At 71.9% G+C, this 25,060-nt stretch carries 22 protein-coding genes and 4 pseudogenes; 15 read left to right on the forward strand and 11 right to left on the reverse strand.

The window, feature by feature from the left end; translation table 11 throughout:
• From OO47_RS20395 to OO47_RS20415, 5 genes and pseudogenes are all read left to right on the forward strand, one after another.
• Nucleotides 1–258: pseudogene (locus OO47_RS20395) on the forward strand (hypothetical protein); the annotation flags it as partial.
• Between the two features lie 83 nt (nt 259–341).
• On the forward strand, nt 342–587 hold the full coding sequence (locus OO47_RS20400) for a hypothetical protein (RefSeq protein WP_030220000.1): 246 nt from the start codon (nt 342–344) through the stop codon (nt 585–587).
• Nucleotides 587–1,327, forward strand: a complete 741-nt coding sequence (locus OO47_RS20405) for a peptidoglycan recognition protein family protein (protein ID WP_030220003.1) — start codon at nt 587–589, stop codon at nt 1,325–1,327. The genes OO47_RS20400 and OO47_RS20405 overlap by 1 nt, the downstream gene beginning before the upstream one ends.
• A gap of 810 nt (nt 1,328–2,137) precedes the next feature.
• Entirely contained in the window at nt 2,138–3,004 is an 867-nt protein-coding gene (locus OO47_RS20410; protein ID WP_051736400.1) for a S1 family peptidase, read from the forward strand.
• A gap of 243 nt (nt 3,005–3,247) precedes the next feature.
• Nucleotides 3,248–4,126, forward strand: a complete 879-nt coding sequence (locus OO47_RS20415) for a MurR/RpiR family transcriptional regulator (RefSeq protein ID WP_030220009.1) — start codon at nt 3,248–3,250, stop codon at nt 4,124–4,126.
• A gap of 81 nt (nt 4,127–4,207) precedes the next feature.
• Here OO47_RS20415 and OO47_RS20420 read toward each other — a convergent pair whose 3' ends face one another.
• The 5 genes from OO47_RS20420 to OO47_RS20440 all read right to left on the reverse strand — a co-directional run bounded on the left by OO47_RS20420 (nt 4,208) and on the right by OO47_RS20440 (nt 9,482).
• Nucleotides 4,208–5,497 (reverse strand): cyanophycinase, encoded by a 1,290-nt coding sequence (locus tag OO47_RS20420; RefSeq protein ID WP_030220010.1) that lies wholly within the window; start codon nt 5,495–5,497, stop codon nt 4,208–4,210.
• A 100-nt stretch (nt 5,498–5,597) separates the two neighbouring features.
• Nucleotides 5,598–6,815, reverse strand: coding sequence for a M20 family metallopeptidase (locus OO47_RS20425; protein ID WP_030220012.1), 1,218 nt, complete (start codon nt 6,813–6,815; stop codon nt 5,598–5,600).
• Nucleotides 6,812–7,576, reverse strand: coding sequence for an amino acid ABC transporter ATP-binding protein (locus OO47_RS20430; protein WP_030220014.1), 765 nt, complete (start codon nt 7,574–7,576; stop codon nt 6,812–6,814). Before OO47_RS20430 ends, OO47_RS20425 begins: the two co-directional genes overlap by 4 nt.
• Entirely contained in the window at nt 7,573–8,538 is a 966-nt protein-coding gene (locus OO47_RS20435; protein ID WP_033209744.1) for an amino acid ABC transporter permease, read from the reverse strand. Before OO47_RS20435 ends, OO47_RS20430 begins: the two co-directional genes overlap by 4 nt.
• A 2-nt stretch (nt 8,539–8,540) precedes the next feature.
• Nucleotides 8,541–9,482 (reverse strand): ABC transporter substrate-binding protein, encoded by a 942-nt coding sequence (locus OO47_RS20440; protein ID WP_030220018.1) that lies wholly within the window; start codon nt 9,480–9,482, stop codon nt 8,541–8,543.
• 306 nt (nt 9,483–9,788) lie between these two features.
• Between OO47_RS20440 and OO47_RS20445 the strand changes: the two genes are divergently transcribed.
• Nucleotides 9,789–11,222 (forward strand): pre-peptidase C-terminal domain-containing protein, encoded by a 1,434-nt coding sequence (locus tag OO47_RS20445; protein ID WP_234323243.1) that lies wholly within the window; start codon nt 9,789–9,791, stop codon nt 11,220–11,222.
• Nucleotides 11,223–11,335: 113 nt separating this feature from the next.
• Here the strand turns inward: OO47_RS20445 and OO47_RS20450 are convergent, their stop codons facing one another.
• Nucleotides 11,336–12,739: an aspartate ammonia-lyase gene (locus tag OO47_RS20450; protein ID WP_030220024.1), complete on the reverse strand. Its 1,404-nt coding sequence runs from the start codon at nt 12,737–12,739 to the stop codon at nt 11,336–11,338.
• A 581-nt stretch (nt 12,740–13,320) separates the two neighbouring features.
• Nucleotides 13,321–13,698: pseudogene (locus OO47_RS35235) on the reverse strand (helix-turn-helix domain-containing protein); the annotation flags it as partial.
• 158 nt (nt 13,699–13,856) lie between these two features.
• On the opposite strand from OO47_RS35235, the gene OO47_RS36915 reads away from it, so the two are divergent.
• From OO47_RS36915 to OO47_RS33470, 5 genes are all read left to right on the forward strand, one after another.
• The gene (locus OO47_RS36915; RefSeq protein ID WP_158708677.1) at nt 13,857–14,009 is read left to right on the forward strand and encodes a hypothetical protein; all 153 of its coding nucleotides are present in this window, start codon (nt 13,857–13,859) and stop codon (nt 14,007–14,009) included.
• A gap of 231 nt (nt 14,010–14,240) precedes the next feature.
• The gene (locus tag OO47_RS20465; RefSeq protein ID WP_407696328.1) at nt 14,241–15,287 is read left to right on the forward strand and encodes a permease; all 1,047 of its coding nucleotides are present in this window, start codon (nt 14,241–14,243) and stop codon (nt 15,285–15,287) included.
• Nucleotides 15,284–16,057, forward strand: coding sequence for a TIGR03943 family putative permease subunit (locus OO47_RS20470; protein ID WP_030220032.1), 774 nt, complete (start codon nt 15,284–15,286; stop codon nt 16,055–16,057). The genes OO47_RS20465 and OO47_RS20470 overlap by 4 nt, the downstream gene beginning before the upstream one ends.
• Before the next feature lie 112 nt (nt 16,058–16,169).
• Entirely contained in the window at nt 16,170–16,910 is a 741-nt protein-coding gene (locus OO47_RS33465; protein WP_234323244.1) for a helix-turn-helix domain-containing protein, read from the forward strand.
• A gap of 218 nt (nt 16,911–17,128) precedes the next feature.
• Complete coding sequence (locus OO47_RS33470; RefSeq protein WP_234323245.1) at nt 17,129–17,386, forward strand: hypothetical protein; 258 nt, start codon at nt 17,129–17,131, stop codon at nt 17,384–17,386.
• Between the two features lie 6 nt (nt 17,387–17,392).
• Here OO47_RS33470 and OO47_RS20485 read toward each other — a convergent pair whose 3' ends face one another.
• Nucleotides 17,393–17,617, reverse strand: a complete 225-nt coding sequence (locus OO47_RS20485; protein ID WP_030220035.1) for a hypothetical protein — start codon at nt 17,615–17,617, stop codon at nt 17,393–17,395.
• A gap of 66 nt (nt 17,618–17,683) precedes the next feature.
• Between OO47_RS20485 and OO47_RS20490 the strand changes: the two genes are divergently transcribed.
• The 4 genes and pseudogenes from OO47_RS20490 to OO47_RS37895 all read left to right on the forward strand — a co-directional run.
• Nucleotides 17,684–18,385 carry an SDR family NAD(P)-dependent oxidoreductase gene (locus OO47_RS20490; protein ID WP_030220038.1) on the forward strand — a complete coding sequence of 234 codons (702 nt, stop codon included), beginning with the start codon at nt 17,684–17,686 and terminating at the stop codon, nt 18,383–18,385.
• 6 nt (nt 18,386–18,391) lie between these two features.
• Nucleotides 18,392–19,192, forward strand: coding sequence for a YqjF family protein (locus OO47_RS20495; RefSeq protein WP_106969427.1), 801 nt, complete (start codon nt 18,392–18,394; stop codon nt 19,190–19,192).
• 798 nt (nt 19,193–19,990) lie between these two features.
• Nucleotides 19,991–20,077: pseudogene (locus OO47_RS37325) on the forward strand (transposase); the annotation flags it as partial.
• Between the two features lie 168 nt (nt 20,078–20,245).
• Nucleotides 20,246–20,437: pseudogene (locus OO47_RS37895) on the forward strand (IS5/IS1182 family transposase); the annotation flags it as partial.
• Nucleotides 20,438–21,087: 650 nt separating this feature from the next.
• Here OO47_RS37895 and OO47_RS20500 read toward each other — a convergent pair.
• The 3 genes from OO47_RS20500 to OO47_RS20510 form a co-directional block, all read right to left on the reverse strand.
• On the reverse strand, nt 21,088–22,764 hold the full coding sequence (locus OO47_RS20500; protein ID WP_078489758.1) for a glycosyltransferase family 39 protein: 1,677 nt from the start codon (nt 22,762–22,764) through the stop codon (nt 21,088–21,090).
• A 3-nt stretch (nt 22,765–22,767) separates the two neighbouring features.
• Nucleotides 22,768–23,721 (reverse strand): aldo/keto reductase, encoded by a 954-nt coding sequence (locus tag OO47_RS20505; RefSeq protein WP_030220046.1) that lies wholly within the window; start codon nt 23,719–23,721, stop codon nt 22,768–22,770.
• 150 nt (nt 23,722–23,871) lie between these two features.
• Complete coding sequence (locus OO47_RS20510; RefSeq protein ID WP_030220050.1) at nt 23,872–25,014, reverse strand: DegT/DnrJ/EryC1/StrS family aminotransferase; 1,143 nt, start codon at nt 25,012–25,014, stop codon at nt 23,872–23,874.
• Nucleotides 25,015–25,060: the final 46 nt, after the last annotated feature.

Raw genomic sequence — 25,060 nt, forward strand, 5'->3', positions numbered from 1 at the left:
AGGAGCGCCAGCGGCTGCGCCCTCAACATCACCGGCGGCACCGAGACCGGGCACGCGGGCGGCACGTACTCCCACTGGAACGGCTACAAGCTGGACTTCAGCAAGTACACCTGCCTCGGGAACTACATCAAGAACACCTTCACCTACATCGGCGTGCGCGGCGACGGGGCCCCGCAGTGGAAGTCCGGCGCGGGCAACGTCTACGCCGACGAGGGCAACCACTGGGACGTGACCTTCTACAACTGCGGCGGCTGCTGACGTCGCAGGAGGCCGACCGGCCCACCGGGCGGGCGGAGCCCCGCGCCCGGAAACGTGAGCCCCTGACCGCACATGGAGGAACGTTGACCCTCGAAGTCTCCCGCCGCGCCGCGCTGCTGACGGCCGTCGGCGGTGCACTCGCCCTGTCCGCCCTGTCCTCCGGAGCCGCGCAGGCGGCACCCGCGCCGACGGCGACCCGCGGAAGGCCGTTCGTGACGAACCCCCGTGAGACCGGCGCGCTCTACGACGCCGGCACCGCCCGCACCACGCACGCCGAACCGCTGAACGCCGCCGTCGGCTGCGCCACGGGACGCGGAGGCCGTAGCTGATGGCCACGTTCGTCACCCGCGCCCAGTGGGGCGCCCGCGCCCCGAAGAGCGTCAGCAGCAGCATCACCCCGGCCCAGGGCGGCGTGGTCGTCCACCACGTCGACGCCGTCAAGGTGGCCGAGGCCAGCCACGCCGACTGCGCCGCGCAGGTGCGGGGCATCCAGAACCACCACATGGACGGCAACGGCTGGTCGGACATCGCCTACAGCCACCTGGCCTGCGTGCACGGCTACCTCTTCCAGGGGCGCGGCGAGAACGTCCGCACCGCCGCCCAGGGCACCACCCAGGGCAACGACGACTGGTACGCGGTCTGCGCCCTGACCGGCGGCACCGGCAGCGACTACGACCCCGTCACCGCCGGGCTGATCGACGCCATCCGGTACGGGGTCAACCGGCTGCGGGTGTCCGGCGGTGCCGCGCAGGCCATCACCGGCCACCGCGACCACCACGCGACCGGCTGCCCGGGGAACCTGTACTCCCGGGTCATCAGCGGCGAGGTCAACCCCGGGGGCGGCCCGCTGCCCCATCCGGGCGTCACCTTCCGGCAGTCCCCGGTCACCGTGCACGCGAGCGTGGCGACCTGGCAGTACCGCATGAACAGCGCGCACGGTTACGACCTCGCCGTGGACGGACAGTACGGTCCGGGCTCCGACGCGGCCTGTCGCAGCTTCCAGTCGAGGAGGGGCCTGGCGGTGGACGGCCTCGTCGGCCCCGCCACGTGGAGAGCGACGTTCGCGTAGGGCCGCGCACGTCAGCGGGGTGACGGTGTCCCGCACGGTGGTTCCGTGCGGGACACCGTCACGTCGTCCCCGAGGGGACGCGGCGGCGCGGGCGGTGGTCGACCGGGCGGTCCCGCGTTCGTACGGAACGCACACGATCAGCGGGTTCCGTCCTCCGCGGGGAGCACCCGCCCGGTGAGCACCGGCGCGCGCCGTCCACGGAGCCGTACGCGACATGACCCGCCCCCGGCGCACTGATCCGGCCACGGCGCATACCGGTTGAAACACGAACCGCGGGTGGGGAACCGGACGTCCCTCCGGGCGGCCGCCCCGGGCGGCCGTCAGGTCGGCGCATCTGCGGGCCCTCCCGCATCACGTTGCTCGCTTTGCACGGACGCAGCGGACGCGAGGGGCGAGGGCGCGCCGACCGGCGGCCCACGGAGGGCGACGTCACGGCCGCGCGTCGTGCGTGGACTCCGGAACGTCACCACGGCTCGCCACCGGGACGGGGGCTGGATCCCTCCGGTCCGCAATCGGCTGCAGAAACTTTCTGACGCTCCGTCAACGAGAATCCGGCCATCGCCACGGACCCGTGGGACCCCACGTGCGGCATCGGACTCCCGGACGACCGCAGGTGGCCGAAAGGACGCCTTGCCACCAGGGGCGAGTGCCCCAAGGATTTGGGGTGCAAGTTGGCAGGTGCATGGCGAATACCCGTCGCCGCGCACCGCCCGCCCCCACATGGCCGCCCACCCAGCGGCCCCCCTTCCCCCACCGGAGGAAACAGTGTCCCGTTCGTTGCGCCGCGAAAAGCTCGCCCACGCCACGCGCATGCTCGCCGTGGCCGGTGCCCTCGTGGCCGCCTCCGCCCTGGCGGCCCCGTCCTCGTCCGCACAGCAGCTCGACGCCCCGCGCGCCTCCGCAGCGGCCCTGGAAGCCACCAGCGACGCGGTCCTGCGGGCCGACGTGGCGGGCTCCGCCTGGTACACCGACCAGAAGACCGGCAAGATCGTCGTCAGCGTCGACAGCACCGTCTCCCAGGGCGAGATCGCGGCCCTGGCCAAGGCCGCCGGAGCCAACGCCAAGAACCTCAAGATCGAGCGGACCAACGGCAGGATCACCAAGCTGATCGCCGGCGGACAGGCCATCTACGGCGGCGGCGGCCGCTGCTCCCTCGGCTTCAACGTCCGCAGCGGCTCCACGTACTACGCGCTGACCGCCGGACACTGCACCAACAACGGCAGCACCTGGTACACGAACTCCTCCCAGACCACCGTGCTCGGGTCCCGGACGGGCACCAGCTTCCCCAACAACGACTACGGGATCATCCGGCACTCCAACGCCTCCGCGGCCGACGGGCGCGTCTACCTCTACAACGGCAGCTACCGCGACATCACCGGCGCCGGGAACGCCTACGTCGGCCAGTCCGTCCAGCGCAGCGGCAGCACCACCGGCCTGCGCAGCGGCACGGTCACCGGCCTGAACGCCACCGTCAACTACGGCGGCGGCGACATCGTCTACGGGCTCATCCAGACCAACGTCTGCGCCGAGCCCGGCGACAGCGGCGGCGCCCTGTTCTCCGGCACCACCGCCCTCGGCCTCACCTCGGGCGGCAGCGGCAACTGCTCCTCCGGCGGCACCACGTTCTTCCAGCCCGTCACCGAGGCACTGAGCGCCTACGGGGTCAGCGTCTTCTGACCGCAGCGGGGGCAGGCCCCCGCCCGGCCCGCTCTTCGGCCGTCGACGTCCCGCGCGGTGCGCCACCGCGCGGGACGTCGCCGTGAGCGCTCCGTCGCACCTTCGCCCCGGACTGGGCAGATTCCGTAATGGGCGGTACATTCGATCCCTGAAACTCGCTGATCTGAAACGTGGCAAGCCGGAGGACGCGGCCTCGGCGGCCGCCTTGCGCCCCGGCGGTCCCACGCCGCAGAAGGGAACGCCATGAGCCCCACGCTGGCCGACGAGATCCGCAGTCGGCTCGGAGAGCTGAGTCCCGCGGAGCGCAAGGTCGCGCGGGTGCTGCTGGCGGGGTATCCGTCCGCGGTCTTCGAGACGGTCGCCACGATCGCCGAGCGGGCGGGCGTCTCGGCACCCACGGTGCTGCGGTGCGCCTCCCGGCTCGGTTACCGGGGCTTTCCCGACCTCCAGGCCGCCCTCCGGTCCGAGCTCGACGCCCGCAACGCCTCGCCGATCACGCTCTACGCGGTCGCCGACACGTCGAAGCACGAGGGGGCGGAGGCTCCGCAGGAGGCCGCCGCCACTCAGCTCGGCAAGCGCTCCTCGCTCGTGCGGCAGGCCGTCGCCCGGACCTTCGACGAGGTCGCCGCCCACGAGTTCGAGGACGCCGTCGGCCTTCTCGCCGACCCCCGCCGTCGCGTGCACGTGGCGGGCGGGCGCTTCACGCACCTGATGGCCGAGTACCTGGGCCTGCACCTGATGCAGTTCCGCGACCAGGTGAGCTTCCTGCCGCACAAGGACGTGGAGCGGACCTCCTTCCTCACGCAGCTCGCCCGACGCGACGTCACCGTCCTTTTCGACTACCGGCGTTACGAGGCCGACAAGACGCTGATCGCCGAACTGGCCCGGGAACGGGGCGGCAAGGTCGTCGTGTTCACCGACCCGTGGCTCTCGCCCGCCGCCGCCCACGCGGACGTCGTGCTCATCACGCAGGTCTCCTCGCACTCCCCGTACGACAGTCTGGTCCCGGCCCTGGCGGTCGTCGAGGCCCTCGTCGCCGCAGTCCTCGACCGGATCGGCGGCAGCGGCCACGAGCGCATGAAGGAAGCGGAGAGGGTCGCCCGGCGCACCGGCCTGCTGTGAGCGGCCCGCGCCCCGCGGTCCGCTCGATGACGCGAAAGGAGCCGGCCCCGGGACGGGGCCGGCTCCTTGTCGTCCGGCCGGTCAGCGCGGCGCGATGTCGATGCGCAGGGAGAGGAGCGTACGGGCGTCGGTGCCGTCGCCGGTGAAGGCGGCGAAGCCGAGCGCCTTGGTGAACGTCACCGTGAACCGCGGCCCGCTCTCGAACGTGGTCGCGGTCGCGCTGCTCTGCGCGCGCGTCGAGGCGAGCGCCCGCGCGGTGGTCCGGAAGCCGTACGGAACGCCGTCGGGGTTGGCCGCGGAGAAGAAGACGTCGGCGTTGACCGGGACGGGTGCCGTACCGACGGGCTTCAGGGGCTGCTTGGACGGGTGGACGCGCGGCGCCCAGGTGCGCGCGTCGTACTGGTCTCCGTCCGTGAGGTAGCTGTACCGGGCCCGGCGGAGGGACCAGCCGTCCGCCGAGTCGCGCGCGCGGGCGTCGCGCAGGTCCAGGACGGCGACGCCGTTCGGTCCGAGGACGCTGAGGTGCTCACGTGAGCTGCCGGGCCGGTCGACCACGAGGGCGGTGTTCTCCTCCAGGGCGTAGACGCGGTCGTGGCCGGTGTCGGAGGCGAGGCGCAGCGCCCGGCCCTCGCGTCCGTAGGCGCCGGTGTGGGTGTCGACGAGCCCCGAGCGGAGGAAGCCGAAGCCGCCCTCGGGGAGGTACCCGAGGCGGGTCGGGTCGTCGAAGTAGCCGGGGGCGCTGCCGTCCCTGAGCCCCTCGTAGGACTCGCCGCCGGTGACCATGTCGGGGCCGGAGGCGATCTGGGCTCCGGCGGAGGACCCGGCGACGACGGCGCCCCGGGCGAGCTTGGCGCGGATGGCGGCCAGGACCTTGGAGTCCCGGTGCGCGTCGCCGCGCAGCAGGGTGGTGACGTAGCGGTACTGGTCGCCGCCGCCGAAGAAGAAGCCGGTCATGGACTCGACCTGGGCGACGACGGCGTCGGAGTCGGCGTTGGCGACGTGGTCGGTGTCGAGAGGGATCCACTGGGCGTCGGCGGCTCCGTGCCGCTTGAACACATCCGCGTAGTACGCGCCGTTGCAGGCGGAGTTGCTGCACCGCTCGGGGTCGTCCGCGTGCGGGTCCTGGCTCTCGGGCACGGAGGCGGCCGTGATGATCCCGATGCGGGCGCCGGGGCCGCCGGCCCGCTTGATGATCTCGCCGTAGACCTGGGTGTTGCTCTCCTTGAGGGCTCCGCCGATCAGGACGAGGGAACCCGCCTGGGTGCGGGCCTTCGGGGCGTCGGCGAGGGCGGACGAGGAGACCGAGAGGAGGGAGACGGCGAGGGCGCCGGCGAGGACGGTGCGGCGTGCGGGTGCGGAAGGGACGCGCATGGTGCCTCCGTTGAGGGTCGGACGGGTGGCGGGACTGTGCGAGGGGCGGGGGCGCGTGGCCGGGGCCCGTGGGGGGCGCCTCCGGAGGCGCCGGCGTCGTTCAGGTGGTGCCGGCCCTGCCCAGGGAGGCGATCAGGTCGGCGAGGAGGGCGACGCGCTGCGGGACGGAGGTGACGTCGAGCCATTCCTGGGGCGTGTGGTCGGCGCCGCCGACCGGGCCCAGGCCGTCGAGGACGGGGATGCCCGCACCGGCGATGAGGTTGGCGTCCCCCACGCCGCCGGTGGCGGCGGCGCCCAGCTCGATGCCGGCCGTCCGGGCGGCGGCGCGCGCGTGGTCGAACATCCGCCGGGAGGCGGGGGTGTCCTCCATCGGCGGGCACAGGTCGAGTTGCTCGACCTCGACGGTGACACCGGGGACGCCGGGCTGGTCGGCGGCTTCGCGGATGGCCCGGGTGACGCGCTGGATGTCGGCCGTCGTGGCGGCGCGCACCTCGATGCGCAGTTCCGCCCGGGGACAGACGATGTTGGCGCGGGTTCCGGCCCGGACGACGCCGACGTTGACGGTGACGTCGTCCCAGTGGCCGTTGAGGGCCTGGAGGGCGACGGTCAGGTGGGCGGCGGCGAGGGCGGCGTTGGCACCGCGCTCGGGTTCGATGCCGGCGTGCGCCGCCCGTCCGGTGACGGTGAGACGGAAGTCGGCGACGCCCTTGCGGGCGATGACGAGATCGCCGTTCTCCCGGGCGCATTCGAGGCCGAGTCCGAAGTGCGCCCCGGCGGCCGTCGCCTCGATCAGCGGCCGGCTGGCGGGCGAGCCGATCTCTTCGTCGGGGGTGGCGAGCAGGACCAACTCGTCGTACGCGTCGACGCCGAGGTCGCCGAGGATCTCCAGGGCCGTGAGTCCGGCGAGCAGGCCGCCCTTGTCGTCGCTGACGCCGGGGCCGTACGCCGTGGAGCCGTCGATCCGGAAGGGGCGTGCGGCGGCGGTGCCGTTCTCGAAGACGGTGTCCATGTGGCCGGCGAGGAGGATCCTGCGGCCGCCCTCGGCCTCGGGCAGCGTGCCGCGTCGGCGGCCGACGAGGGCGTCGCCGGTCCGGTGTCCGTCGGGCGTCGACGGGAGGCGGACGCGTTCCACGGTGAAGCCGATCCGTTCGAGCCTGCGCTCGATCCAGTCGGCGACTTCGTTGACGCCGTCGGCGCTGTAGGAGCCGGAGTCGACGGAGACGAGCTCCTCCAGGTCGCGCAGGTAGTCGGCGCGGCGGGCGCGGGCCAGGTCCAGGAGGTCGTCGAGCACCTCCTGGCGGCGGGCGGGGGCGCTCACAGGACCTTGGACAGGAAGGCGCGGGTGCGCTCCTGCTCCGGGTCGACGAGCACCCGGCGGGGGTCGCCCGCCTCTACGACGACGCCCTCGTCCATGAAGACGGCGGTGTCGCCGACCTCTCGGGCGAAGCCGATCTCGTGGGTGACGACGACCATGGTCATGCCGTCCGCGGCGAGCTGCCGCATGACGTCGAGGACGTCACCGACGAGCTCGGGGTCCAGGGCGGAGGTCGGCTCGTCGAAGAGCATCAGTTTGGGCTTCATGGCGAGCGCGCGGGCGATCGCGACGCGCTGCTGCTGTCCACCGGACAGCTCGGCGGGATAGTGGTGCCCGCGGTCGCCGAGACCGACCTGGTCGAGGAGGGCGTGGGCGTGCTCCCGGGCGTCGGCGCGGGAGACGCCCGCGACCTTGACGGGGGCCTCCATGACGTTCTCGACGGCGGTCATGTGCGGGAAGAGGTTGAAGCGCTGGAAGACCATGCCGATGTCCCGGCGGCGGTCGGCGACCTCGCGCTCGCGGAGCTCGTACAGCTTGTCTCCCTGCTGGCGGTAGCCGACGAGCTCGCCGTCGACGGTGAGCCTGCCGCCGTCCACCCGCTCCAGGTGGTTGATGCAGCGCAGGAAGGTGGACTTCCCGGATCCGGAGGGGCCGAGGAGACAGCAGACCTGGCCGCGTTCCACGGTGAGGTCGATGCCCTTGAGGACCTCCAGGCTCCCGAAGTGCTTGCGTACGCCTTCGGCGCGCACCATGGGGGTGCTCATCGGTTCTGCTCCTTGCTGTTCTTGCCGAGCCGCTCCACCGTTCCGCCGAGGAGGCGACGGAGGGGCGAGACGTGTCCGGCGCGGGTGGTGCCGCGGCCGTAGCGCCGTTCCAGCCACGCCTGGGGCACGCTGAGGAGGGTGACGAGGGCCAGGTACCAGAGGCTGGCGACGACCAGCATGGGGATGACCTGGTAGTTCTGGGCGTACACGTCCTGGATGTTGGACATCAGGTCGTGGGCGGAGATGACCGATACGAGGGCGGTCATCTTGAGCATGTTGATCGTCTCGTTGCCCATCGGCGGGATGATCACGCGCATGGCCTGGGGCAGGACGATGCGGCGCATGGTGAGCGCGGGCCGCATGCCCAGTGAGTGGGCGGCCTCCGCCTGGCCGGGGTCGACGGACTGGATGCCGGCCCGGACGATCTCCGAGGCGTAGGCCGCCTCGTTGAGGCCGAGGGCGAGCAGGGCGGCGATCGCCGGTGTCAGGAGGGAGTTGGTCTCGGCCTGGAAGAACGTGATGTCGGTGAAGGGGACGCCGATCTTGACGTACTTGTAGAGCGCGGCGGCGTAGCCCCAGAAGATGATCTGGACGAGCAGCGGGGTGCCGCGGAAGACCCAGACGAACGCGTTGGCGAGTCCGTACAGCACGGGGCTGGACGAGAGCCGCATGACGGCGATCAGCGTGCCGAGCGCCAGGCCGAGGAGCATGGCGGCGGCGGTGAGCCAGAGGGTCGTCGCCAGGCCGTCGAAGATGAGGTCGGCGAAGAGGTAGTCGCCGACGACGTCCCAGTGCAGGTTGTCGTTCTTGGCGAGGGAGCCGATCAGTCCGACGAGGGCGAGGACCGAGGCGACGGCCGCGATCCAGCGCGCGTAGTTGCGGACGGGGACGATCTCGAGTTCCCCGGTGGGGGGCCGGTCCGTGGCGGTGGTGCTCTGCGGGACCTTGGTCGTGCCGGCCATCTTTAGTCCACCGCCGCGTTCTTGGTGGCTTCCTTCACCGCGATGGACGGGACGCCGTACTTGTTGTAGATCTTGGTCAGGGTGCCGTCGTCGATGAGGGACTGCAGCGCCTTCTGGATGGCGTCCGTCAGCTCGGGCAGCTGCTTGCTGACCGCGATGCCGTTGGGCGAGGCGTTGTAGCCGCCCGGGGCCGCCGGATCCTCGACGAGGTCGAAGGCCTTGCCGCTGTCGGCCGTCTTGGCGACCCAGCCGGCGGCGGGCTTGGTCAGCACCTGGGCGATCACCTTGCCCGAGCGCAGGGCGAGCTGGGCGTCGGAGTCCTTGGGGAAGGTCTGGATGTCGATCTTGCCCTTGCCCGCGCCGGAACAGGCGGCCTGGTGGGACTTGAGCAGGTCGAGCTGGTTGGTGGCGGCCTGGACGGCGACCTTCCGTCCGCACAGGTCGTCGAGGGTGGTCACCTTCGCCGGGTTGCCGTCGCCGACGAGGATGCCGGAGCCGGACTGGGAGTAGTCGACGAAGTCGACCACCTTCTGGCGCTCCTTGTTGTCCGTGATGGCGGACATCGCCACGTCGAACTTGCCGGCCTGGATGGCGGGGACGATGCCGTCGAACTTCTGGGGGGAGAAGGCGAAGGTCACGCCGAGCTTGGCGCCCAGGGCCTGGCCGAGGTCGTAGTCCAGACCGGTCAGCTCGGTCTCGCCCTCCTTCACGTACATCTCGAAGGGCGGGTACGGCACGTCCGTCGCGACGCGCACCTCGCCGGCCTTCTTGATCTTCTCGGGGAGCAGGTCGTGCAGCTTCTGGTCCTTCACGATCTCCGTGCCGCCGATGACGGTCTTGGCCGACGGGGCGGGGGGCTCGTCACCGCCGCAGGCGGACAGGGACAGGAGTATGGTCGCCGCGACGGCGGCGGCGGCCGCGGGGCGTGCGATAAGAGCGTTCATCGCCTGGAACCTCTCGGTGGTTATCTGCCGACGGAGTCTGACCGCCCGCACTGCTGCGAAGTTACAGATGAACCCGCCGAATGACTAGATGTAAGGATCATTACGTTCATGTAACGAGAGATCTGGCCATGTTTCTGGGGTGATTTGGGCGCTATGACGCACATCTGCGGCTCATTCTCGGCGGCCGGGCGCCGTTCCGGACTTACATCTTCCCCAGTAAGGCCATTACTTGTATGTTCCGCTACCAATCCCGCAGCCCTCGTCCGACGGCCGCGGCATCGAGTCAGCCCCTTTTCAGGAGTGCACATGACACACCGCCCCTTCAGGGCCCCCGCGGCGGCCGCCGTCGTCCTCGCCACGACGGCCTCCGTACTGATGGCGCATCAGCCGGCGCAGGCGGCGGCCGAACGCACACGGCTCGGCAGCGCTTCCGACGTCAGCCGCAGCACGTGGAACGGTCCGGCGTTCACGATGAACGGAGCCGGCGGCATCGTGACGGCCTCGATGACCCGGGCCATCGACGAGATCCGCGGCGGCACCGGGAGCCTCGACGTGGTCGTCCTGGCCGGGTCGGCGCCGACGTCGGGCAGTAGGACCCCGGAGTGCGACACGATCACGGGGCTGACCGGCGTGAACTCCTGTACGACATGGACGCTGACGACGGCGTCCGACGGCAACAACAGCCAGATGAACACCGACGTCCGCAACGCCGAGTTCGTCTACTTCGCCGGCGGCGACCAGTGCCGCTACACCGCCTGGAAGGGCACCGCCCTGGAGGCCTCCGTCGAGGCGGTCGTCGCCAAGGGCGGCGGCTCCGGCGGGGGCAGCGCAGGCCACCACATCAACAGCCCCATCGTCTACGACGCCTGCAACGGCAGCGTCACCAGCGCGGAAGCGCTCGCCAACCCCTACGACCGGTACGTCAGCTTCACCACCGGCATGTTCACGTGGGCGAACTACGGCGGCGTCATCAACGACTCCCACTTCGTGACCCGCGACCGCATGGGCCGCACCATGTCCTTCCTGGCGCGCGCCGTGAAGGACGGCCTCGCACCGGGAGGAGCCGCCTGGGGCGTGGGCGTGGAGGAAGGGGGCGGCTCCCTGTTCCTCGACCGCAACGGCATGGCGACGCAGTACGGCAAGGACGCCTATGTCGTCCTCGCCGACCACCAGCCGGAGCAGGCCGTCGACAGGAAGCCGCTCACCTACAGCGGCTTCAAGATCTGGCGCCTGACGCCGGGCTCCACCTTCGACTTCAAGAACCGCCCCACCTGCGGCTACTACCTGCGGAGCGTCACGAACGGCGTGACCGACGCCCACCTCTACGACGGGACGCCCCTGACCGACTGCGGCACCCAGGGCGGCGACGGGTCCACGGTCGCGGAGAGCGAGCCCAACGACACGCGCGACACGGCCGACGACGCCACCGCTCTCGCCTCGCCCGGCACCCTCACGGGCAGCATGAAGTCGACCAGCGACCGCGACTACTTCAAGGTCTCCGTGGCGGCCGGCCAGACCGTCTCGGTGAACTGCGCCGTGCCCACCGCCTACGACGCCGACGCGTACTGGCTCGACGCGAACGGCAGCACCCTGACCCGGTCCGTGAACGACGGGGCGGGCACCGACGAGTCCCTTTCGTTCACCAGGACCGCGACCGGAACGGGCACCTACTACCTCGACGTGGAAGCCTACAGCGGCTCCGGCACGGCCACCTACGCCTGCACCCTCACCAGAAGCTGACCCCCTCCCCCACCGTGGGGCCCTCGCACGCGCGCCCGGGCGCCACGGTCAACCCCCGTCGCGCATGACGTGCCGCACGTGACCTCCCGGCCGGGCTCAGCCCGGCCGGGAGGTCACGTCGTCGGGCCCTGACACGGGCGGGCGAGGCGCCACGGGTCGAGCAGCTCGTCGAGTTCGCCGTCGGTGAGCAGCCCGTCGCGGGCCGCCAGTTCCCGGACGGGAATCCCCGACTCGCGGCACTCCCGCGCCAGGGACGTGGACCGCTGGTAGCCGATGACCGGGTTCAGGGCGGTGGCGAGGCCGGCGCTCCGCTCCACCAGGGCGCGCAGCCGCTCCTCGTCGGCCTCGATGCCGGTGACGCAGCGCTCGGCCAGGAGCCGGCAGGCGGCGGCGAGCCGGTTCGCCGAGTTGAGCAGGTGGTGGACCATCAGGGGCTCGAAGGCGTTCAGCTGGAGCTGTCCCGCCTGGGCCGCCGCGCAGACCGCGGCGTCCGCGCCGATGACGTCGAAGCAGACCTGGTTCACGGCCTCGGGCATCACCGGATTCACCTTGCCCGGCATGATGCTGGACCCGGCCTGGAGCTCCGGCAGCCGGATCTCGCCGAGGCCCGCCCCGGGGCCCGAGGCGAGCAACCTGAGGTCGTTGCAGATCTTGGACAGCCGTACGGCGAACTGACGGAGGGAGCCGGAAAGACGGACGAATCCGCCGATGCCCTGCGCGCTCTCCACCAGGTCGCGGGCGGGCCGGACCGGCACGGACGCGACGGTTTCGAGGTGGGTCACGGCCAGCCGGGCGAAGCCCTCGTCCGCGTTGAGCCCGGTGCCGATCGCCGTGCCCCCCAGGTTCACCTCCAGGAGGGAGGCGGCGGCCAGGCCGATGAGCTCGGCGTCGTCCCGCACGGTGAGGGCGAACGCGTCGAATTCCCGGCCCAGCGTCATCGGCACCGCGTCCTGGAGCTGGGTGCGCCCGAGCTTCACCGTCTTCGCGAAGCGCCCGCCCCGGTCGCCGAAGGCGTCGCGCAGTACGGTCATCGCGTCGAGCAGTCGGCCCGCGGAGGCGTACACCGCCAGTTTGGCCGCCGTGGGATACGCGTCGTTGGTGCTCTGGGAGCGGTTCACGTCGTCGTTGGGATGGAGGTGCTCGTAGCGTCCGCGCGGGTGTCCCAGGATTTCGAGTGCCCGGTTGGCGACGACCTCGTTGGCGTTCATGTTCGCCGAGGTGCCCGCACCGCCCTGGAAGACGTCCACGACGAACTGGTCGTGGAGGCGGCCCGCGCGGATCTCGCGGCACGCCGCCACGACGGCCCCGGCCCGTTCCCCGGGAAGGGTGCCCAGCTCCCTGTGGGCCAGCGCGGCCGCTTCCTTCACCGCGGCCAGCGCGACGACGAGTTCGGGGTGCGACGAGAGCGGAATGCCCGTGAGGGGGAAGTTCTCCAGCGCGCGCAGGGTGTGGATGCCCCAGTACACGTCTTCCGGCACTTCTCGCACGCCAATGAGATCGCGCTCTTCGCGTCGCATGTCCGTCCCTCGCTGTCGGTACGGGCGACTCACGCGCCGCCCACCGTGAAGTATCATACATTACAGATTGGAGATGCAAGAGACTTAAAGAATCACCCGTTACCGGCCAGGGTGTGCCGGTCATGACACCGAGCCGCAACAGGTCCCCAGTGCGGGCACCTCGGACGAGGCTTTCACCGGTGTGGTCCGATATGCCCTCATGGGGTCGGCCGGAGACGCCCAGGACGAACACTCGCGCAGGTCGACGGCGAAGTGCTGTGGCGCCCGGGGCGGGGTCCGGCCACCGGGGCGGGGCAGGCGGGCGCCGGGGGCGGCGGCACGGCTGTGGGGGCCGAGTTCGGGGGCGATGGCGTCCCAGGTGCCGTCCGGAGGGCTGATCAGCGCACCGTCCGGGAGGGGACGGCGGGCGACGACACGGCACGGGCGCTCGAACTGGCGGCCGCAGGCGTCGTGTTCGTACAGGTGAAAGGATGCCTGGTTGTATTGCCCTGTGAGGTTGGGGACGCGGCTGGCGAGTGGTCTGCCTGCGAGCGCGGTGTGTCCGCGGTGGTGATTGTAGGAGTGCGGCCAGCCGGGGAAGGTACGGTCCGGCCGGTGGCCCGGTCCAGGTGGGACAGGCGGGCCAGGCCGAACCTGTTCAGGACCCGGTGCACGGTTGAGAGCACCAGGCCCAGCAGGTGCGCGACGCGGGCCGGTCCCCACCTCCGCGTGAACCGGACCTTGATGATCCGGCGGTCGGTTCGGGTCGGCGTCCGGCGGGGGCTGTGGTGCGGTCGTGACGAGCGGTCGGTCGTCCCAGCCTCGCCCAGCAGCCGGTAGCGGCCAACCCACCGCTGGGCGGTTGTGGGTGAGACCTGGAAGCGTTCGGCGGCCCGGCGCAGCGGCCAGCCGTCCCCGACCAGGCAACGGGCCAGGCGCAGGCGTCCGGTCTCGGTAAGGGGTGCATTACGGTGGGGCACGAGCGCCTTTCTGGTCGTCGGTGCAGATGTCGCAATCCACACCAGGCCGGAAGGCCCTCGCCCATTTCAAGATCCCTCAGCCGAGACCTGCATCACCCGTCCACGACCTCCCGGGGCAGAACAACTGGGCGTGGTGGGCGGCGTGCCAAGCCGTGGCGATGGACAGTGCTTCCCAGAGCACCTCTACGGAGGTGGCGGGTGCGGTCACGCTCGTAACGGGCGGTCTGCTCGGCGGCGAGCAGCGGGCGGAAGTGGTTGCGGAAGGCAAGGAGGTAGTGCAGTTCCAGGAGTTCGAGGGACGTGCGGGCTGATGCCGACGTGGTCAGGGTGCTGGGCGGCGTAGCGGAGATGAGCTCCGAGGACGGCGTTCGCGCCGGTCTCGTCGTCCAGGCCGTTCACGTCGTCGATGGTCAGCGGGATCACGGGCTCCTCCTTGGGCCGGTCCTCGGGGTCGATGCGCTGGGATCGGAGGTCGGCATACATGGTGGTGCGGGCCGGGCGACGGGTATCTTTCGGTCCGAACATCGGACCATCGGAGCGGGATGCAGAAGATAGCTTCACAGTCAGGGGGCTCGTGCGGGGGCGTGGCGGATGACGTGGCTGCTTCGACCACCGACGAGGTGTCCGGCCGTGGCTCGCCCTTGTTCGTGTCACTGTTCCTTCTCGGAGCGGCGGTGCTCCCCGGGACGCTGGTCGTCGCCATCGGCCTGTGGGGCGACGAACCGGCCGTGCAGGCCTGGCGGAACGTCTTCCTGTCCATCTCCATACAGGCGTTGCCGTTCCTGCTGCTGGGAACGGCCCTATCCGGCGCGATCAACGCGTTCGTGCCGGCGAGGGTGTTCGACCGGGCGCTGCCCCGCAGGCCCGCGCTCGCCGTCCCGGTGGCCGGAGCGGCCGGAGTCGTGCTGCCCGGCTGCGAATGCGCCTCGATCCCCGTCGCCAACAGCCTGATCGGCCGCGGTGTCACGCCGGCCGCCGCCTTCGCCTTCCTGCTGTCGGCTCCGGCCGTCAACCCGGTCGTCCTGACCACGACGGTCATCGCCTTCCCCGACAGCCCGTCCATGGTCGTGGCCCGGCTGCTCGCCTCGCTTGCCACGGCCGTCGTGATGGGCTGGCTGTGGCTCGCGCTGGGACGGGAGAAGTGGCTGCGACCGACCGTGCGTCACACCGGGCACCGGCCCGGGCACAGCCGCCGGACGGAGTTCCGGCTCGGCTTCCAGCACGACTTCCTGCACGCGGGCGGCTTCGTCGTCGTCGGGGCCATGGCCGCGGCCACCTTCAACGTCGCCGTCCCCGACTCCGTACTCGACACGTTCTCCGGTTCACCCTGGCTGTCCGTGCTGTTCCTGGCCGCGCTCGCCATCCTGCTGTCGGTGTGCTCGGAGGCCGACGCGTTCCTCGCGGCCTCGTTCACCGGATTCTCGCCCGTCGCACGGCTGACGTTCATGGTGGTCGGACCGATGGTCGACCTCAAGCTGATCGCACTCCAGGCGGGCACGTTCGGCCGCGCCTTCGCCCTGCGCTTCTCCGCCGCGACGGCGGTCGTCGCCATCCTGTGCAGCACGCTCGTCGGAGGAATACTGCTGTGAAGCGCTCCCCGCAGTCGGTCCTCCTCGTCCTCAGCGGCACCGGCCTGCTGCACATCTCGCTCTTCACCGACCTCTATCTGAGGTACGTCAAGGACTGGATGCGTCCGATGCTGATCGCATCGGGGGTCCTGCTGCTCCTGCTCGGCGCGGCCGACGCCTGGTCACACCGCAAGCAGGCCTCGTCCCGGGACGAGGCTGATCATCGCGTACGCGAGGACTACGAGGAGCACGACAGCCACTGCAACGACCACTCCGGTGTGCCCCGGACGGCCTGGCTGCTCCTCCTGCCCGCGCTGAGCATGCTCTTCTACGCCCCGCCGGCCCTCGGTGCCTACACCGCCTCCCGCCAGGCATCCAAGCCGGTCGTGCAGCAGGACGTCTTCGAACCGCTCCCCGCACTCTCGCCCCTTCCGCTGACCCTCGGCGACTTCACCAGCCGCGTCCGGCAGGACCCCGAGCAGACCCTTAAAGGACGCAGCATCCAAATGACCGGATTCGCCACGCCCGTCGAACGGGGCGAGGGCTGGGACCTGACCCGGCTCCTGGTCAGCTGCTGCTCGGCCGACGCCCAGGCGGTCAAAGTGCGGATCCACGGGATCAAGGCCCCGCCCGCCGACACGTGGGTGACCGTCGTGGGTACCTGGCACGCGGAGGGAACCCTGGGGACAAGTTCCGCCGCGGTCGCGCTCGACGCCCGCACCGTCAACAAGGTCGACCGTCCGTCCAATGGATATATGGACGCCCTTCCACTGCCTCTTTCCTCCTACTGAGCGACTCTGTCGGGGATCTTGAGGTTCGTCGGCGGGGTGGTGTGTTCACGGGGCATGCTCGGGGCGGCACCCTCAAGTGATCAACGCACCGCCTTCGGATGATCATGTGACCGTGGAGGCACAGGTGCGTGACTGCGAGTTTTCGCCGACACAGGAGGACGAGATCTGGAGACGCCGGCGCGAGGGGCAGTCGTTCAGCTTGATCGCGCGGGCGCTCGGCGCACCGATGCAGAGCGCCCGCCGGTTCCCGTACCAGAGCGGCGGCGTCCGCCTCGCCCCGCAGACACGTTCGGAGCGGCATCTGAGTGGCAGCGAGCGCGAGGAGACATCCCGCGGCATCGCCGCCGGGAAGTCGGCCCGGCAGCCGGCCAAGCGGCTGGGCCGATCTCCTTCGACCGTCTTACGCGAGATCGCCCGCAACGGCGGCCGGGACCGCTGCCGAGCCGCGTCGGCCGATGCGGCCGCCTACGCACCTGGGCAACGCCCCAAGCAGGCCATGCTCGTCCAGCGGCCCGCTCTGCGCACCTTGGTGGAAGCCAAGCCGGCCCTGTGCTGGTCACCCGAACAGATCGCAGGATGGCTGCGGCGGCAGTTCCCTGGTGACGCCTCCATGCAGATTTCGCACGAAGCGATCTACCTCTCGCTCTACGACCCTCGCCGGCGCCAGGCGATCGACCGCAGCCTCACCCAGCGGCTGCGGTCAGGCAGGCCCATGCGCCGCCCGACGGCCCACCGGCCGGGGCATCATCCGCGGCATGGTGTGCATCACCGCCCGCCCCACCGAGGTCGAGGACCGCAAGATCCAGAGATCTACGCTGACCTCCTGAACAGCATTGATGCGCTGACCGCTTGAGCTCGCCATCGTTTGACGACAGGGGCAGCCGTGTCCGATGAACCGTGCAATCCGGGGGTCCGCGGCGGCACGAATCCCATCGAATCCGATGGTGATCTCTGACGCCCGCGACCACCGGGTCAGCCGTGGCGCGACCCGAACCGCCGTCGCCGATCTGCCTCCCGACCGCGCCGCCGAGGAGGGCGCGCCCGCCCCGGAGCTGCCGGTCACCCCCCGACATGCCGGGCATCGCCGACCACCTCCGCACCACCGAGCCGGAGCCCGCCGAGCGCACCGCGCTCGACCAGGGAGTCACCGTACGGCGCGGCCAGGGTTGCACCCTGCGCGTCACCGCCGTCCCCACCGTGCACCGCCGGCTCCTCGACCGCTGCCAACCGCTCGACGGAACCCAGGGTGCCCCGGCCGTCCCGGCCCGGCGCAAGGCCCGCCGCGAGTACAAGAATCGCGTCAGCGCACTCGCGCCGACCGCACCATGATCGTTCTCACCGATAACCACGGTTCCGTTGATCCCGAGGCCGGTCTTGTTGATCCCCGAGGCCGGTCTTGAGGATGGTGGTGGCCTCCTCGGCGCTCTCCGTCCTCGCGGCCGCCTCGTACGCCTCCTGCTGCGCCGCCGCGGCGGCGGCGAGGTCGCCGGGGGTGGGCGACGGGACCAGTTCGGCGGCCCGCGCGGGCCCCCGGCGGCCCGCCGCTCCCCCCCACCGCATCCGGTCGGTGATCCACGGCGGAAGTACTTCTGAGTCACAGCTCGACGAGCGGTCCGGAGGCGACGTATGCAACTGAGAGGTGCGCGGATCCTGGTGCCGGGGGCGACCGGGGAGATCGGTGGGGCGCTCGCCCTGCGACTGCACTCCCTGGGTGCCCGTACGGCCCTCGCCGGCCGCGATCCGCACGCGCTCACCCGTGTGGCGGCGGCCTGCGCGGGTGCTCCCTCCCGGACGTTCGAGGCCTGGGACCTCGACTCCTGCGCCCGGACCGTCGACTGGGCAGCCCACGAGCTGGGCGGCCTGGACGGTGTCGTGGTGTGCGTCGGCGTCGCCGCCTTCGGGCCGGTGCGGGAGGTCGGCGACGCGGTCGGCGAGCACCTGGCGGCCGTCAACGCGCTGGCGCCCATGGCGTTCCTGCGCGCCGCCACGGCCCACGTCCGCGAGGGCGGGGTGCTCGCGGCCGTCACCGGGACGGTCGCCGAGGCGGCACCGGCAGGGATGGCGGACTACGCGGCGGCCAAGGCCGCACTGGCCACCTGGCTGGCGGCCGTCCGGCGGGAGCAGCGGCGCACGGGCGTGACCGTCCTGGAGATCGGACTGCCCCACATGGACACAGGGTTCGCCGGCCGTGCCGTCGCCGGTCAGGCGCCGCCGCTGTCGCGGGGGATACCGGTCGAGCGGGCCGTGGACGCGATCGTCGAGGCACTGTCGACGGGGGCCGTCTACGTGCGCCCGCGTGCCGGCGCGGCGCTCGACGTGGTCCGGTAGCGCGGCATGCGCAGGAGACGTCTCCCCTCCGAGCTGCCGGCCCGTCCCGCGTGGTCCTCCCGCTCGGCCGAGGTCCTGACCTTCCTTTCTCCCCGGCCGGTGCGGCACGTGCTGTTCCGGCAGCGCTGGCACGACCTGGTCTTCCTGCACTGGCCCGCCGACCCCGCCGAGGTGGCGCCGCTCCTGCCGCCCGGAACCGTGCCCGACCTGCACGAGGGCCGCACCTATGTCGGCCTGGTCTTCTTCCGGATGCAGGACCTCGCCTTCGGCCGCACCCCGCCGCTGCCCTTCCTCGGCACGTTCGACGAGGTCAACGTCCGCCTGTACAGCCGCGACGCGCTGGGCCGGCGCGGGGTGGTCTTCCGCTCCCTCGACTGCGACAGGCTGCTGCCGGTGCTCACGGCCCGTGCCGCGTTCGGACTGCCGTACCGGTGGTCCCGCATCCGCAGGCGCTGGTTCGAGGACCGGCTGCTGTACACCACCGAGCGGCGCGGACCGGCGGGCGCGGGGGCCCGGGTCTGGGTGGAGGTGGCGGGAACGCCGGCGGCAGCCGGTCCACTGGAGCAGTTCCTCACCTGCCGGTGGGGCCTGCACGAGCGGTTCCTGGGGCGCACCTACTACCTGCCCAACGCCCACCCGGCCTGGTCGTTCCGCACGTGCTCCCTGCTGGGCTGGGACGACGGCCTCACGTCCGCCGCGGGAGTGTCCCGCCAGCGCGGGGAGCCCGTCAGTGTGCTCTACTCCCCCGGTCTCCCGGTGCGGTTCGGACCGCCGGAGGTACTGTCCGGCTCCGGTGGGCCGTTCTGACGACCACAGCGGGGGTCGCGGTCATCCGCCGGGCACCTGCCGGTCCATCGCGGTCAGCAGCTCCGCCGCCGACCACCGCGGCCCCCGTGCGCGTACGGCTGCGGCCAGAGCCCACAGGTTCGGGGCGGTCGCGCAACCACGCAGCCGGGCCCCCGCTCTCGCGGCCATCGCAAAGACGCACTGGTCGGTGGGTGGCCATGTCGACGAGGACCGTGCCGCAGTGGCGGCTCTCGCGGAAGGCGAAATCGTCAACGCCGAGGACCTCCACCTTGCCGACTTCCGGCTCGGACAGGGCTCTGACCAGCCGCAGGAGCGCGTCCCTGCCTATGATGAGGCCGACCGCGGACGCCAGTCGGGATCCCGCCCGGCCGGCGAGAGCCGGCCCGATCTGCGTCAGCTCCCCGCGCAGGAGCGGAGTGCAGCGGCTGTGCGGGGTGGTCAGCCCCACGATCTGCTCAACGAAGGTCACCGCCGGACAGCCTGGGTTCTCGCAGCGAAAGCGGCGAACGCACAACTCGGTCACGACCCCGGTCCCGCCCACGGCGACATCCCTCAGCCTGCGTACGTACCGGCTGTGCGCCCGCACCGAGCTCTGACCGCAAGGGCAGTCCGCGGTCCTTGCCCGCACCCGCGTTCGCAGCACCACCTCGTCCGGTTGCCGCTCGACCTCCTCGATCACAAGCGCGGACAGATATGGAAACAACTCCAGAAGCACATCACGAGAGCACGCGATGCATGATCACGAACAGCCGGGACGCCCCGCTCAACCATCCGGATCACAAAATCGTCGACAGAACCCGGATCCGTGACGGCGCCGTCGCCAACCGGCCCGTCTGCGTCGCCTTGGCCGTCACCGTCGAGGGCCGCCGGGACATTCTCGGGCTGTGAGCCGGCGACGGCGGCGAGGGCGCGAAGTACCGAGCTGTTTCCGACCTGGCGGCGGTGTTCGTTGCCCGGGCAGCTCTGGAGTGCGACGAAGCTCCTGGTAGGAGGTGTCACGACCAAGATCCACCGTGCCCCACCAGGAGCTTCGCGTGCTTGTGTACCCGTCCTGTCCCGTTCCGAGGCCGTCGCCTCGAGCGGTGGCAGCGTCGGCACAACAGCACACACGCCAAGATCCGCTGCCTTGGTGAGCAGGCCGTGACCACTCCGAAGGGCTGGTGGCTTCTGCGGAAGCTCCGCTGCAGCACCACCCGCATCACCGCGATCGTCCAGCCTGTTCTTGTCCTTCACCACGCGTCAGCGCGAGGTGGGAAGAGGCTCACTGTCGGCACTGGGACCGGGGGCGCCTTCTTCGACGGCTGGCTCTCCGGGATCTTCTCCGACAGACCGTGGAAGTTCACCTCCCGACCTCACTCCCTGGGCTGGGCCGCCGGCGGCGCCTCGGTGCTGCTGGTCGGCCACTGCCCTGCCTTCGGACACCCGTGGAACCGATCCGGGCACGGCCCCGCCCCTGGCTGCCCCCGGGTTGCCTCTCTGCCACAGCACCGACAACTGCCAACAAGATCGCCAAAGCTGCTGCGCAGCCCTTCCGGATCACCGAAGATCGCGCGTCCGACGGCGTTGTGACGGCACTCGACTCGGCATCGGCCCGGACCCCCGCCACGAGTCGTGGCATCTCACCGGTTCGGGGTCCGACCCCGTTCTGGTGGGCCCGGGCGGTGAAGCCGCCTGCCGACACCGACTACCGCCGCAGAACCGCTGCGGCACCTTCCACCTGCGTGGCGACGGCCTCGGGCGTCGCCCGGCCCGGGTCGGTGTCGCCGCTGCGGCGCGGTGGAGAACGGGTCATGGACTTCCGGCGACTGCCCGTAACCCTGACGGTGCGCGCGCGCTGGACATGGCGTCCGCCATCAGGTCGCGCGCAGCGGCACTCCGCAGTGAGCACGCGTCGGTCACCCGGACGCCGTCGTACTCGCGCGACAGCCGGAGCAGGGTGCCCGGGACGCCCCCTGTTGCGGGCGTACGACGGCTCCAGGCCGGTGCGGACACGAGGCGTGACCGGCGGTGATGCGCGGGCGGTGCGGGTCCAGGTGCTGGAGCTCGGGCCAGATGCGGGTCCAGGGCTCCTTCGGGCGGCTGAGGAAATAAATCGGACGGCCCTGGTACTCGGTGGCGATGCCCAGCCCGTTGTCGACGGTGGCGACCTGACGGACCACGCCGAAATGGGCGCGGAGTGCCGGATCGGGGTGGCCGACGTGGAGGACGACGGTGCGGTCGGCGGGGGGTGCGCCGAAGAACCAGTAGCCGCGGGAACCGCTGTGGACCGGTGGCAGGCCCCGGGCGGGGCCGAAGTGGGCGAGGGCGGAGGCGACCCAGTAGTCGTCGGACATCAGCACCACGCGGGCCCGGGTCCCGTCGGGCAGGCGGTGGTACAGGGCGCCGACCTGGTCGGCGAGCTGTGGCCAGCCGATCTCGGAGCGCTTGTCGAAGCGGTGCGGCGCCTCGTCGATGTACGACTCCGGCGGCCGGAGCGGGAGGTCCAGCAGCGGCCACACGGCCGATACGGCGATCACGGGGTACACCGCCCAGCCCGCGCGCCGGTCGGCCGTCGCCTTCCGTGCCGCCCGCCACCGCTGGAAGCCGACGGCGCCCGCCGCCCACAGCACCGGGAACACGCCGTGGATGTAGTAGGCGCGGCCGCCGGTCAGCACGACGAACCCGGTCGCCAGCAGCGCGGCCACGGCGAGGAAGCGGAAGCCGGCCGGCTCCCGGTCCATGAGCAGCCGCCAGAGTCCGTACAGGCCGAGCACCATCCCCAGGACCGGCCCCAGGCCCAGGACCATCAGCGCCAGGTTGACCGCCTGCCCGTCCCGCTGGGCGACCTCCGCGGCGATCACCTCACCCATCCGCAACTGCGGCCAGCCGTGCCGGTGCTGCCACACCAGCGCCGGCACGACCGACAGGGCCGCAAGCCCCGCGCCCGCCCAGAGCGACGGCCGGCCGAAGAGCCCGCGCGGCCCGCACAGCAGCACCGCCACCAGCAGGGCCAGACAGAACACCACGATCTGGAACTTGATCTGCATCGCCACCACGACGACGGCCCCCGCGGCGAACAGCAGCCGGTCGCGCGTCACGCCCTCCCGGCGCAGTCGCACCCAGCGCACCACCAGCCACGTCAGCAGTGTCCACAGCGGAATGTCGAGGGCGGCCGTGGACAGCAACCGCCCGAGCGCGCCGAGGGCCAGGGCGTGGGCGGCCGCGGTCAGCCACTGCGCCCGCCGGTCCCCGCCCAGCTCCCGGGCCAGCAGCGCGGCCAGGACGGTCCCCGCCCCGGTGGCGACGATCGCCGGAAGCCGCAGCACGCGCAACGAGCCGGGGGCGAGGGTGTCGGCCAGCAGCGCCAGCAGCGGCACACCGGGCGGCTGGTCGGCGTACCCCCAGTCGAGGTGGCGGCCGGCCGCGATGAAGTACAGCTCGTCGCCGTCGTAGCCGTGGCGGTCGGCGAGCAGGAGGAGCACCGCCGCGGTGCCGGCCGCGATGCCGAGGACCGGTGCCCATGCCGGCGGGGTTCGCGGGGCCGGTGCGGGCGGCCGTGCACGGGGGCGGGCGCGTGTGGGGGTGGTCGCCATGGGTCAGCGGTCCGGGAGGTCGCCCTCGCCGGTCTCCAGCCAGTCGCGCTCGGCGTCGGTGAGCCGGTGGGCCGCGGCGGCCAGGGAGTCGCGGACCTCCTCGGGCGACCGGGGCCCGATGAGGGCGACGACCGGAAAGGGCTGGGAGAGGGTCCAGGCGAGGGCGATGCCGGTGGCGGAGATCCCCGTGCGCCGGGCGAGGAGGCGGGCGCGGTGGACCCGGGCGGCGTTGGTCTCGCTGTACCAGCTTTCGGCGAGCGCACCGGTGCGCAGCTCGCCGGGGTCGGCGAGCGCGTGCGCGCCGCGGCCCTGGCTGGCCCAGGGGTACAGCCGGACGGCCCCTTCGGCGAGCCAGTCCCGCCAGGCGGGGTCGTTGGAGGTCACGGTGCCCGGGTAGATGGGGTGGACCATGTTGATCAGGCTGTACTGGTTGCTGATGCCGGCGGGCAGCGGCAGGCCGTGCGCGCGGGCGTAGGCGACGGCCTCGACGACCCGTTCGAGGGTCCAGTTGGACATGCCGTACGCGCCGATGAGGCCGCGGTCCACGAGGTCGGCGAGGACGGTGACGAACTCCCCCACGGGGACGTCGGTGTTGTCGCGGTGGAGCATGTAGAGCGCGGCGTCGTCGCGGCCCATGCGCTCGAAGCTCTCGGTCAGTTGGGGTTCGACGCGGTCGGGCACGCACTCCGGGGTGTGCGCGCCCTTGGCCAGCACCCAGACGTCCTTCTCGACGCCGCGCGACCGTGCCCAGGCGCCGAAGGTGCGTTCGCAGCAGCCGGGGCCGTAGGCGTGGCCGTAGAGCCAGGCGGTGTCGAAGGCGCGGCCGCCGCCCTCCCAGTAGGCGTCGTAGACGGGGAAGCCGCGTTCGTTCTGGCCGAAGGCGGAGGTGCCGAGGAGCAGCGGCGGACCCTCGGGGCCGGGGGGCGGCGCGGAGGCGGGCCGGGGGGTGGTGGTCATGTGGCTCTCCTGGTGTGTCGGAGTCGTCGGGAGGCGGCGGGCGCCGCACCGCGCGGGTACGCGGCCGGTGCGGCGCCCGTGGGACCGTCGGCGGACGGGACGCGGGTCACGCCGTGACGCGCGCGGCCGGTGCGTCGGACGGGGTGCGGGTCACGCCGTGACGGCGACGGCCCGGCGGACCTCGTCGGCAACGTGGTCCAGGTGCCCCTCGGTGAGCCCCGGGTGGGACGGCAGCGCCAGCAGTTCCTGGGACAGCCGTTCGGCGACGGGCAGGGAGGTCCCCTCGTGTCCGGCGAACGCGGGCTGCTTGTGCAGCGGGAACGGGTAGCGCAGCAGCACCGGGACGCCTCGCGAGCGGAGGTCGGCCGCGATCTCCCCGGCCGGGCGGCGGCCGCCGCCCGGCGCCACGCGCACCGCGTACTTCCAGAACGCGTGGGTGGTGCCCTCCGGCTCCACCGGCAGTTCCAGGCCCTCGACACCGGCCAGCCGCTCCGAGAGGCGGGCGGCGTTGCGACGGCGGGCCTCGACCATCTCGCCGAGCCGCTTGTGCTGGGCCAGGCCGATGGCTGCCTGGACCGAGGTGAGGCGGTAGTTGTAGCCCACCTCGTGTGCCCAGATCATGCCGGGGCGGCCCTCGATGGGGCCCTCGCCGTGGCTGCGCAGGCGGCGCAGCCGCTCCGCGTGGTCCGGGTTGTCGGTGAGCACGGCGCCGCCCTCGCCACCCGACGTGATCACCTTCTGCTCGAAGAGGCTGACGCAGGCGAGGTCGCCGAAGCCGCCGATGGGACGGCCACCGATCTCGGTGCCCAGCGCCTGCGCCGCGTCCTCGACGACCGGGACGCCCGCCTCGGCGGCGACGGCGGTCAGGGCGGCCATGTCGGCGGCGACGCCGTTGATGTGGACGACCACGATGGCTTTGGTCCGGTCGGTGATCAGCGACTTCACCGAGTCCGGGTCCAGGCAGTGGGTGTCCGGTGTGACGTCGGCGAAGACCGGGCGGGCGCCGAGGTACACGACGGGGCTCGCCGAGCCGATGAAGGTGTGGGCGGGCACGATGACCTCGTCGCCGGGCCCGACGTCCAGGACGTGCAGCGCGAGGTGCACGGCCGCCGTGCCGGTGGACACCGCGACCGCGTGCTCCACGCGCTGGCCGGCGGCCAGGGCCGCCTCGAATTCCTGGACGGTGCTGTTGCCCTGCCCCACCAGGCGGTTGGAGCGCAGGGCCGCCACCGCCGCCTCGATGTCGTCGTCCGTCAGCTGGGGCCACCGCGGTAATTCCTGGAAGGAGCTCAAGGTGTGACCTTTCGGTTCGGAAGGGGAACGGTCGGGAATGGTCCAG

This window comes from Streptomyces bikiniensis (assembly GCF_000716625.1).
GTDB lineage: Bacteria > Actinomycetota > Actinomycetes > Streptomycetales > Streptomycetaceae > Streptomyces > Streptomyces bikiniensis.

What these genes read in the sequence shown, in the direction of transcription:
- OO47_RS20405 (WP_030220003.1), top strand. Translation starts at nt 587, where the DNA reads ATGGCCACGTTCGTCACCCGCGCCCAGTGGGGCGCCCGCGCCCCGAAG.
- OO47_RS20410 (WP_051736400.1), top strand. Translation starts at nt 2,138, where the DNA reads ATGCTCGCCGTGGCCGGTGCCCTCGTGGCCGCCTCCGCCCTGGCGGCC.
- OO47_RS20415 (WP_030220009.1), top strand. Translation starts at nt 3,248, where the DNA reads ATGAGCCCCACGCTGGCCGACGAGATCCGCAGTCGGCTCGGAGAGCTG.
- OO47_RS20420 (WP_030220010.1), bottom strand. Translation starts at nt 5,497, where the DNA reads ATGCGCGTCCCTTCCGCACCCGCACGCCGCACCGTCCTCGCCGGCGCC.
- OO47_RS20430 (WP_030220014.1), bottom strand. Translation starts at nt 7,576, where the DNA reads ATGAGCACCCCCATGGTGCGCGCCGAAGGCGTACGCAAGCACTTCGGG.
- OO47_RS20435 (WP_033209744.1), bottom strand. Translation starts at nt 8,538, where the DNA reads ATGGCCGGCACGACCAAGGTCCCGCAGAGCACCACCGCCACGGACCGG.
- OO47_RS20440 (WP_030220018.1), bottom strand. Translation starts at nt 9,482, where the DNA reads ATGAACGCTCTTATCGCACGCCCCGCGGCCGCCGCCGCCGTCGCGGCG.
- OO47_RS20445 (WP_234323243.1), top strand. Translation starts at nt 9,789, where the DNA reads ATGACACACCGCCCCTTCAGGGCCCCCGCGGCGGCCGCCGTCGTCCTC.
- OO47_RS20450 (WP_030220024.1), bottom strand. Translation starts at nt 12,739, where the DNA reads ATGCGACGCGAAGAGCGCGATCTCATTGGCGTGCGAGAAGTGCCGGAA.
- OO47_RS36915 (WP_158708677.1), top strand. Translation starts at nt 13,857, where the DNA reads ATGGACAGTGCTTCCCAGAGCACCTCTACGGAGGTGGCGGGTGCGGTC.
- OO47_RS20465 (WP_407696328.1), top strand. Translation starts at nt 14,241, where the DNA reads ATGCAGAAGATAGCTTCACAGTCAGGGGGCTCGTGCGGGGGCGTGGCG.
- OO47_RS33470 (WP_234323245.1), top strand. Translation starts at nt 17,129, where the DNA reads ATGCCGGGCATCGCCGACCACCTCCGCACCACCGAGCCGGAGCCCGCC.
- OO47_RS20485 (WP_030220035.1), bottom strand. Translation starts at nt 17,617, where the DNA reads ATGCGGTGGGGGGGAGCGGCGGGCCGCCGGGGGCCCGCGCGGGCCGCC.
- OO47_RS20490 (WP_030220038.1), top strand. Translation starts at nt 17,684, where the DNA reads ATGCAACTGAGAGGTGCGCGGATCCTGGTGCCGGGGGCGACCGGGGAG.
- OO47_RS20495 (WP_106969427.1), top strand. Translation starts at nt 18,392, where the DNA reads ATGCGCAGGAGACGTCTCCCCTCCGAGCTGCCGGCCCGTCCCGCGTGG.
- OO47_RS20500 (WP_078489758.1), bottom strand. Translation starts at nt 22,764, where the DNA reads ATGGCGACCACCCCCACACGCGCCCGCCCCCGTGCACGGCCGCCCGCA.
- OO47_RS20505 (WP_030220046.1), bottom strand. Translation starts at nt 23,721, where the DNA reads ATGACCACCACCCCCCGGCCCGCCTCCGCGCCGCCCCCCGGCCCCGAG.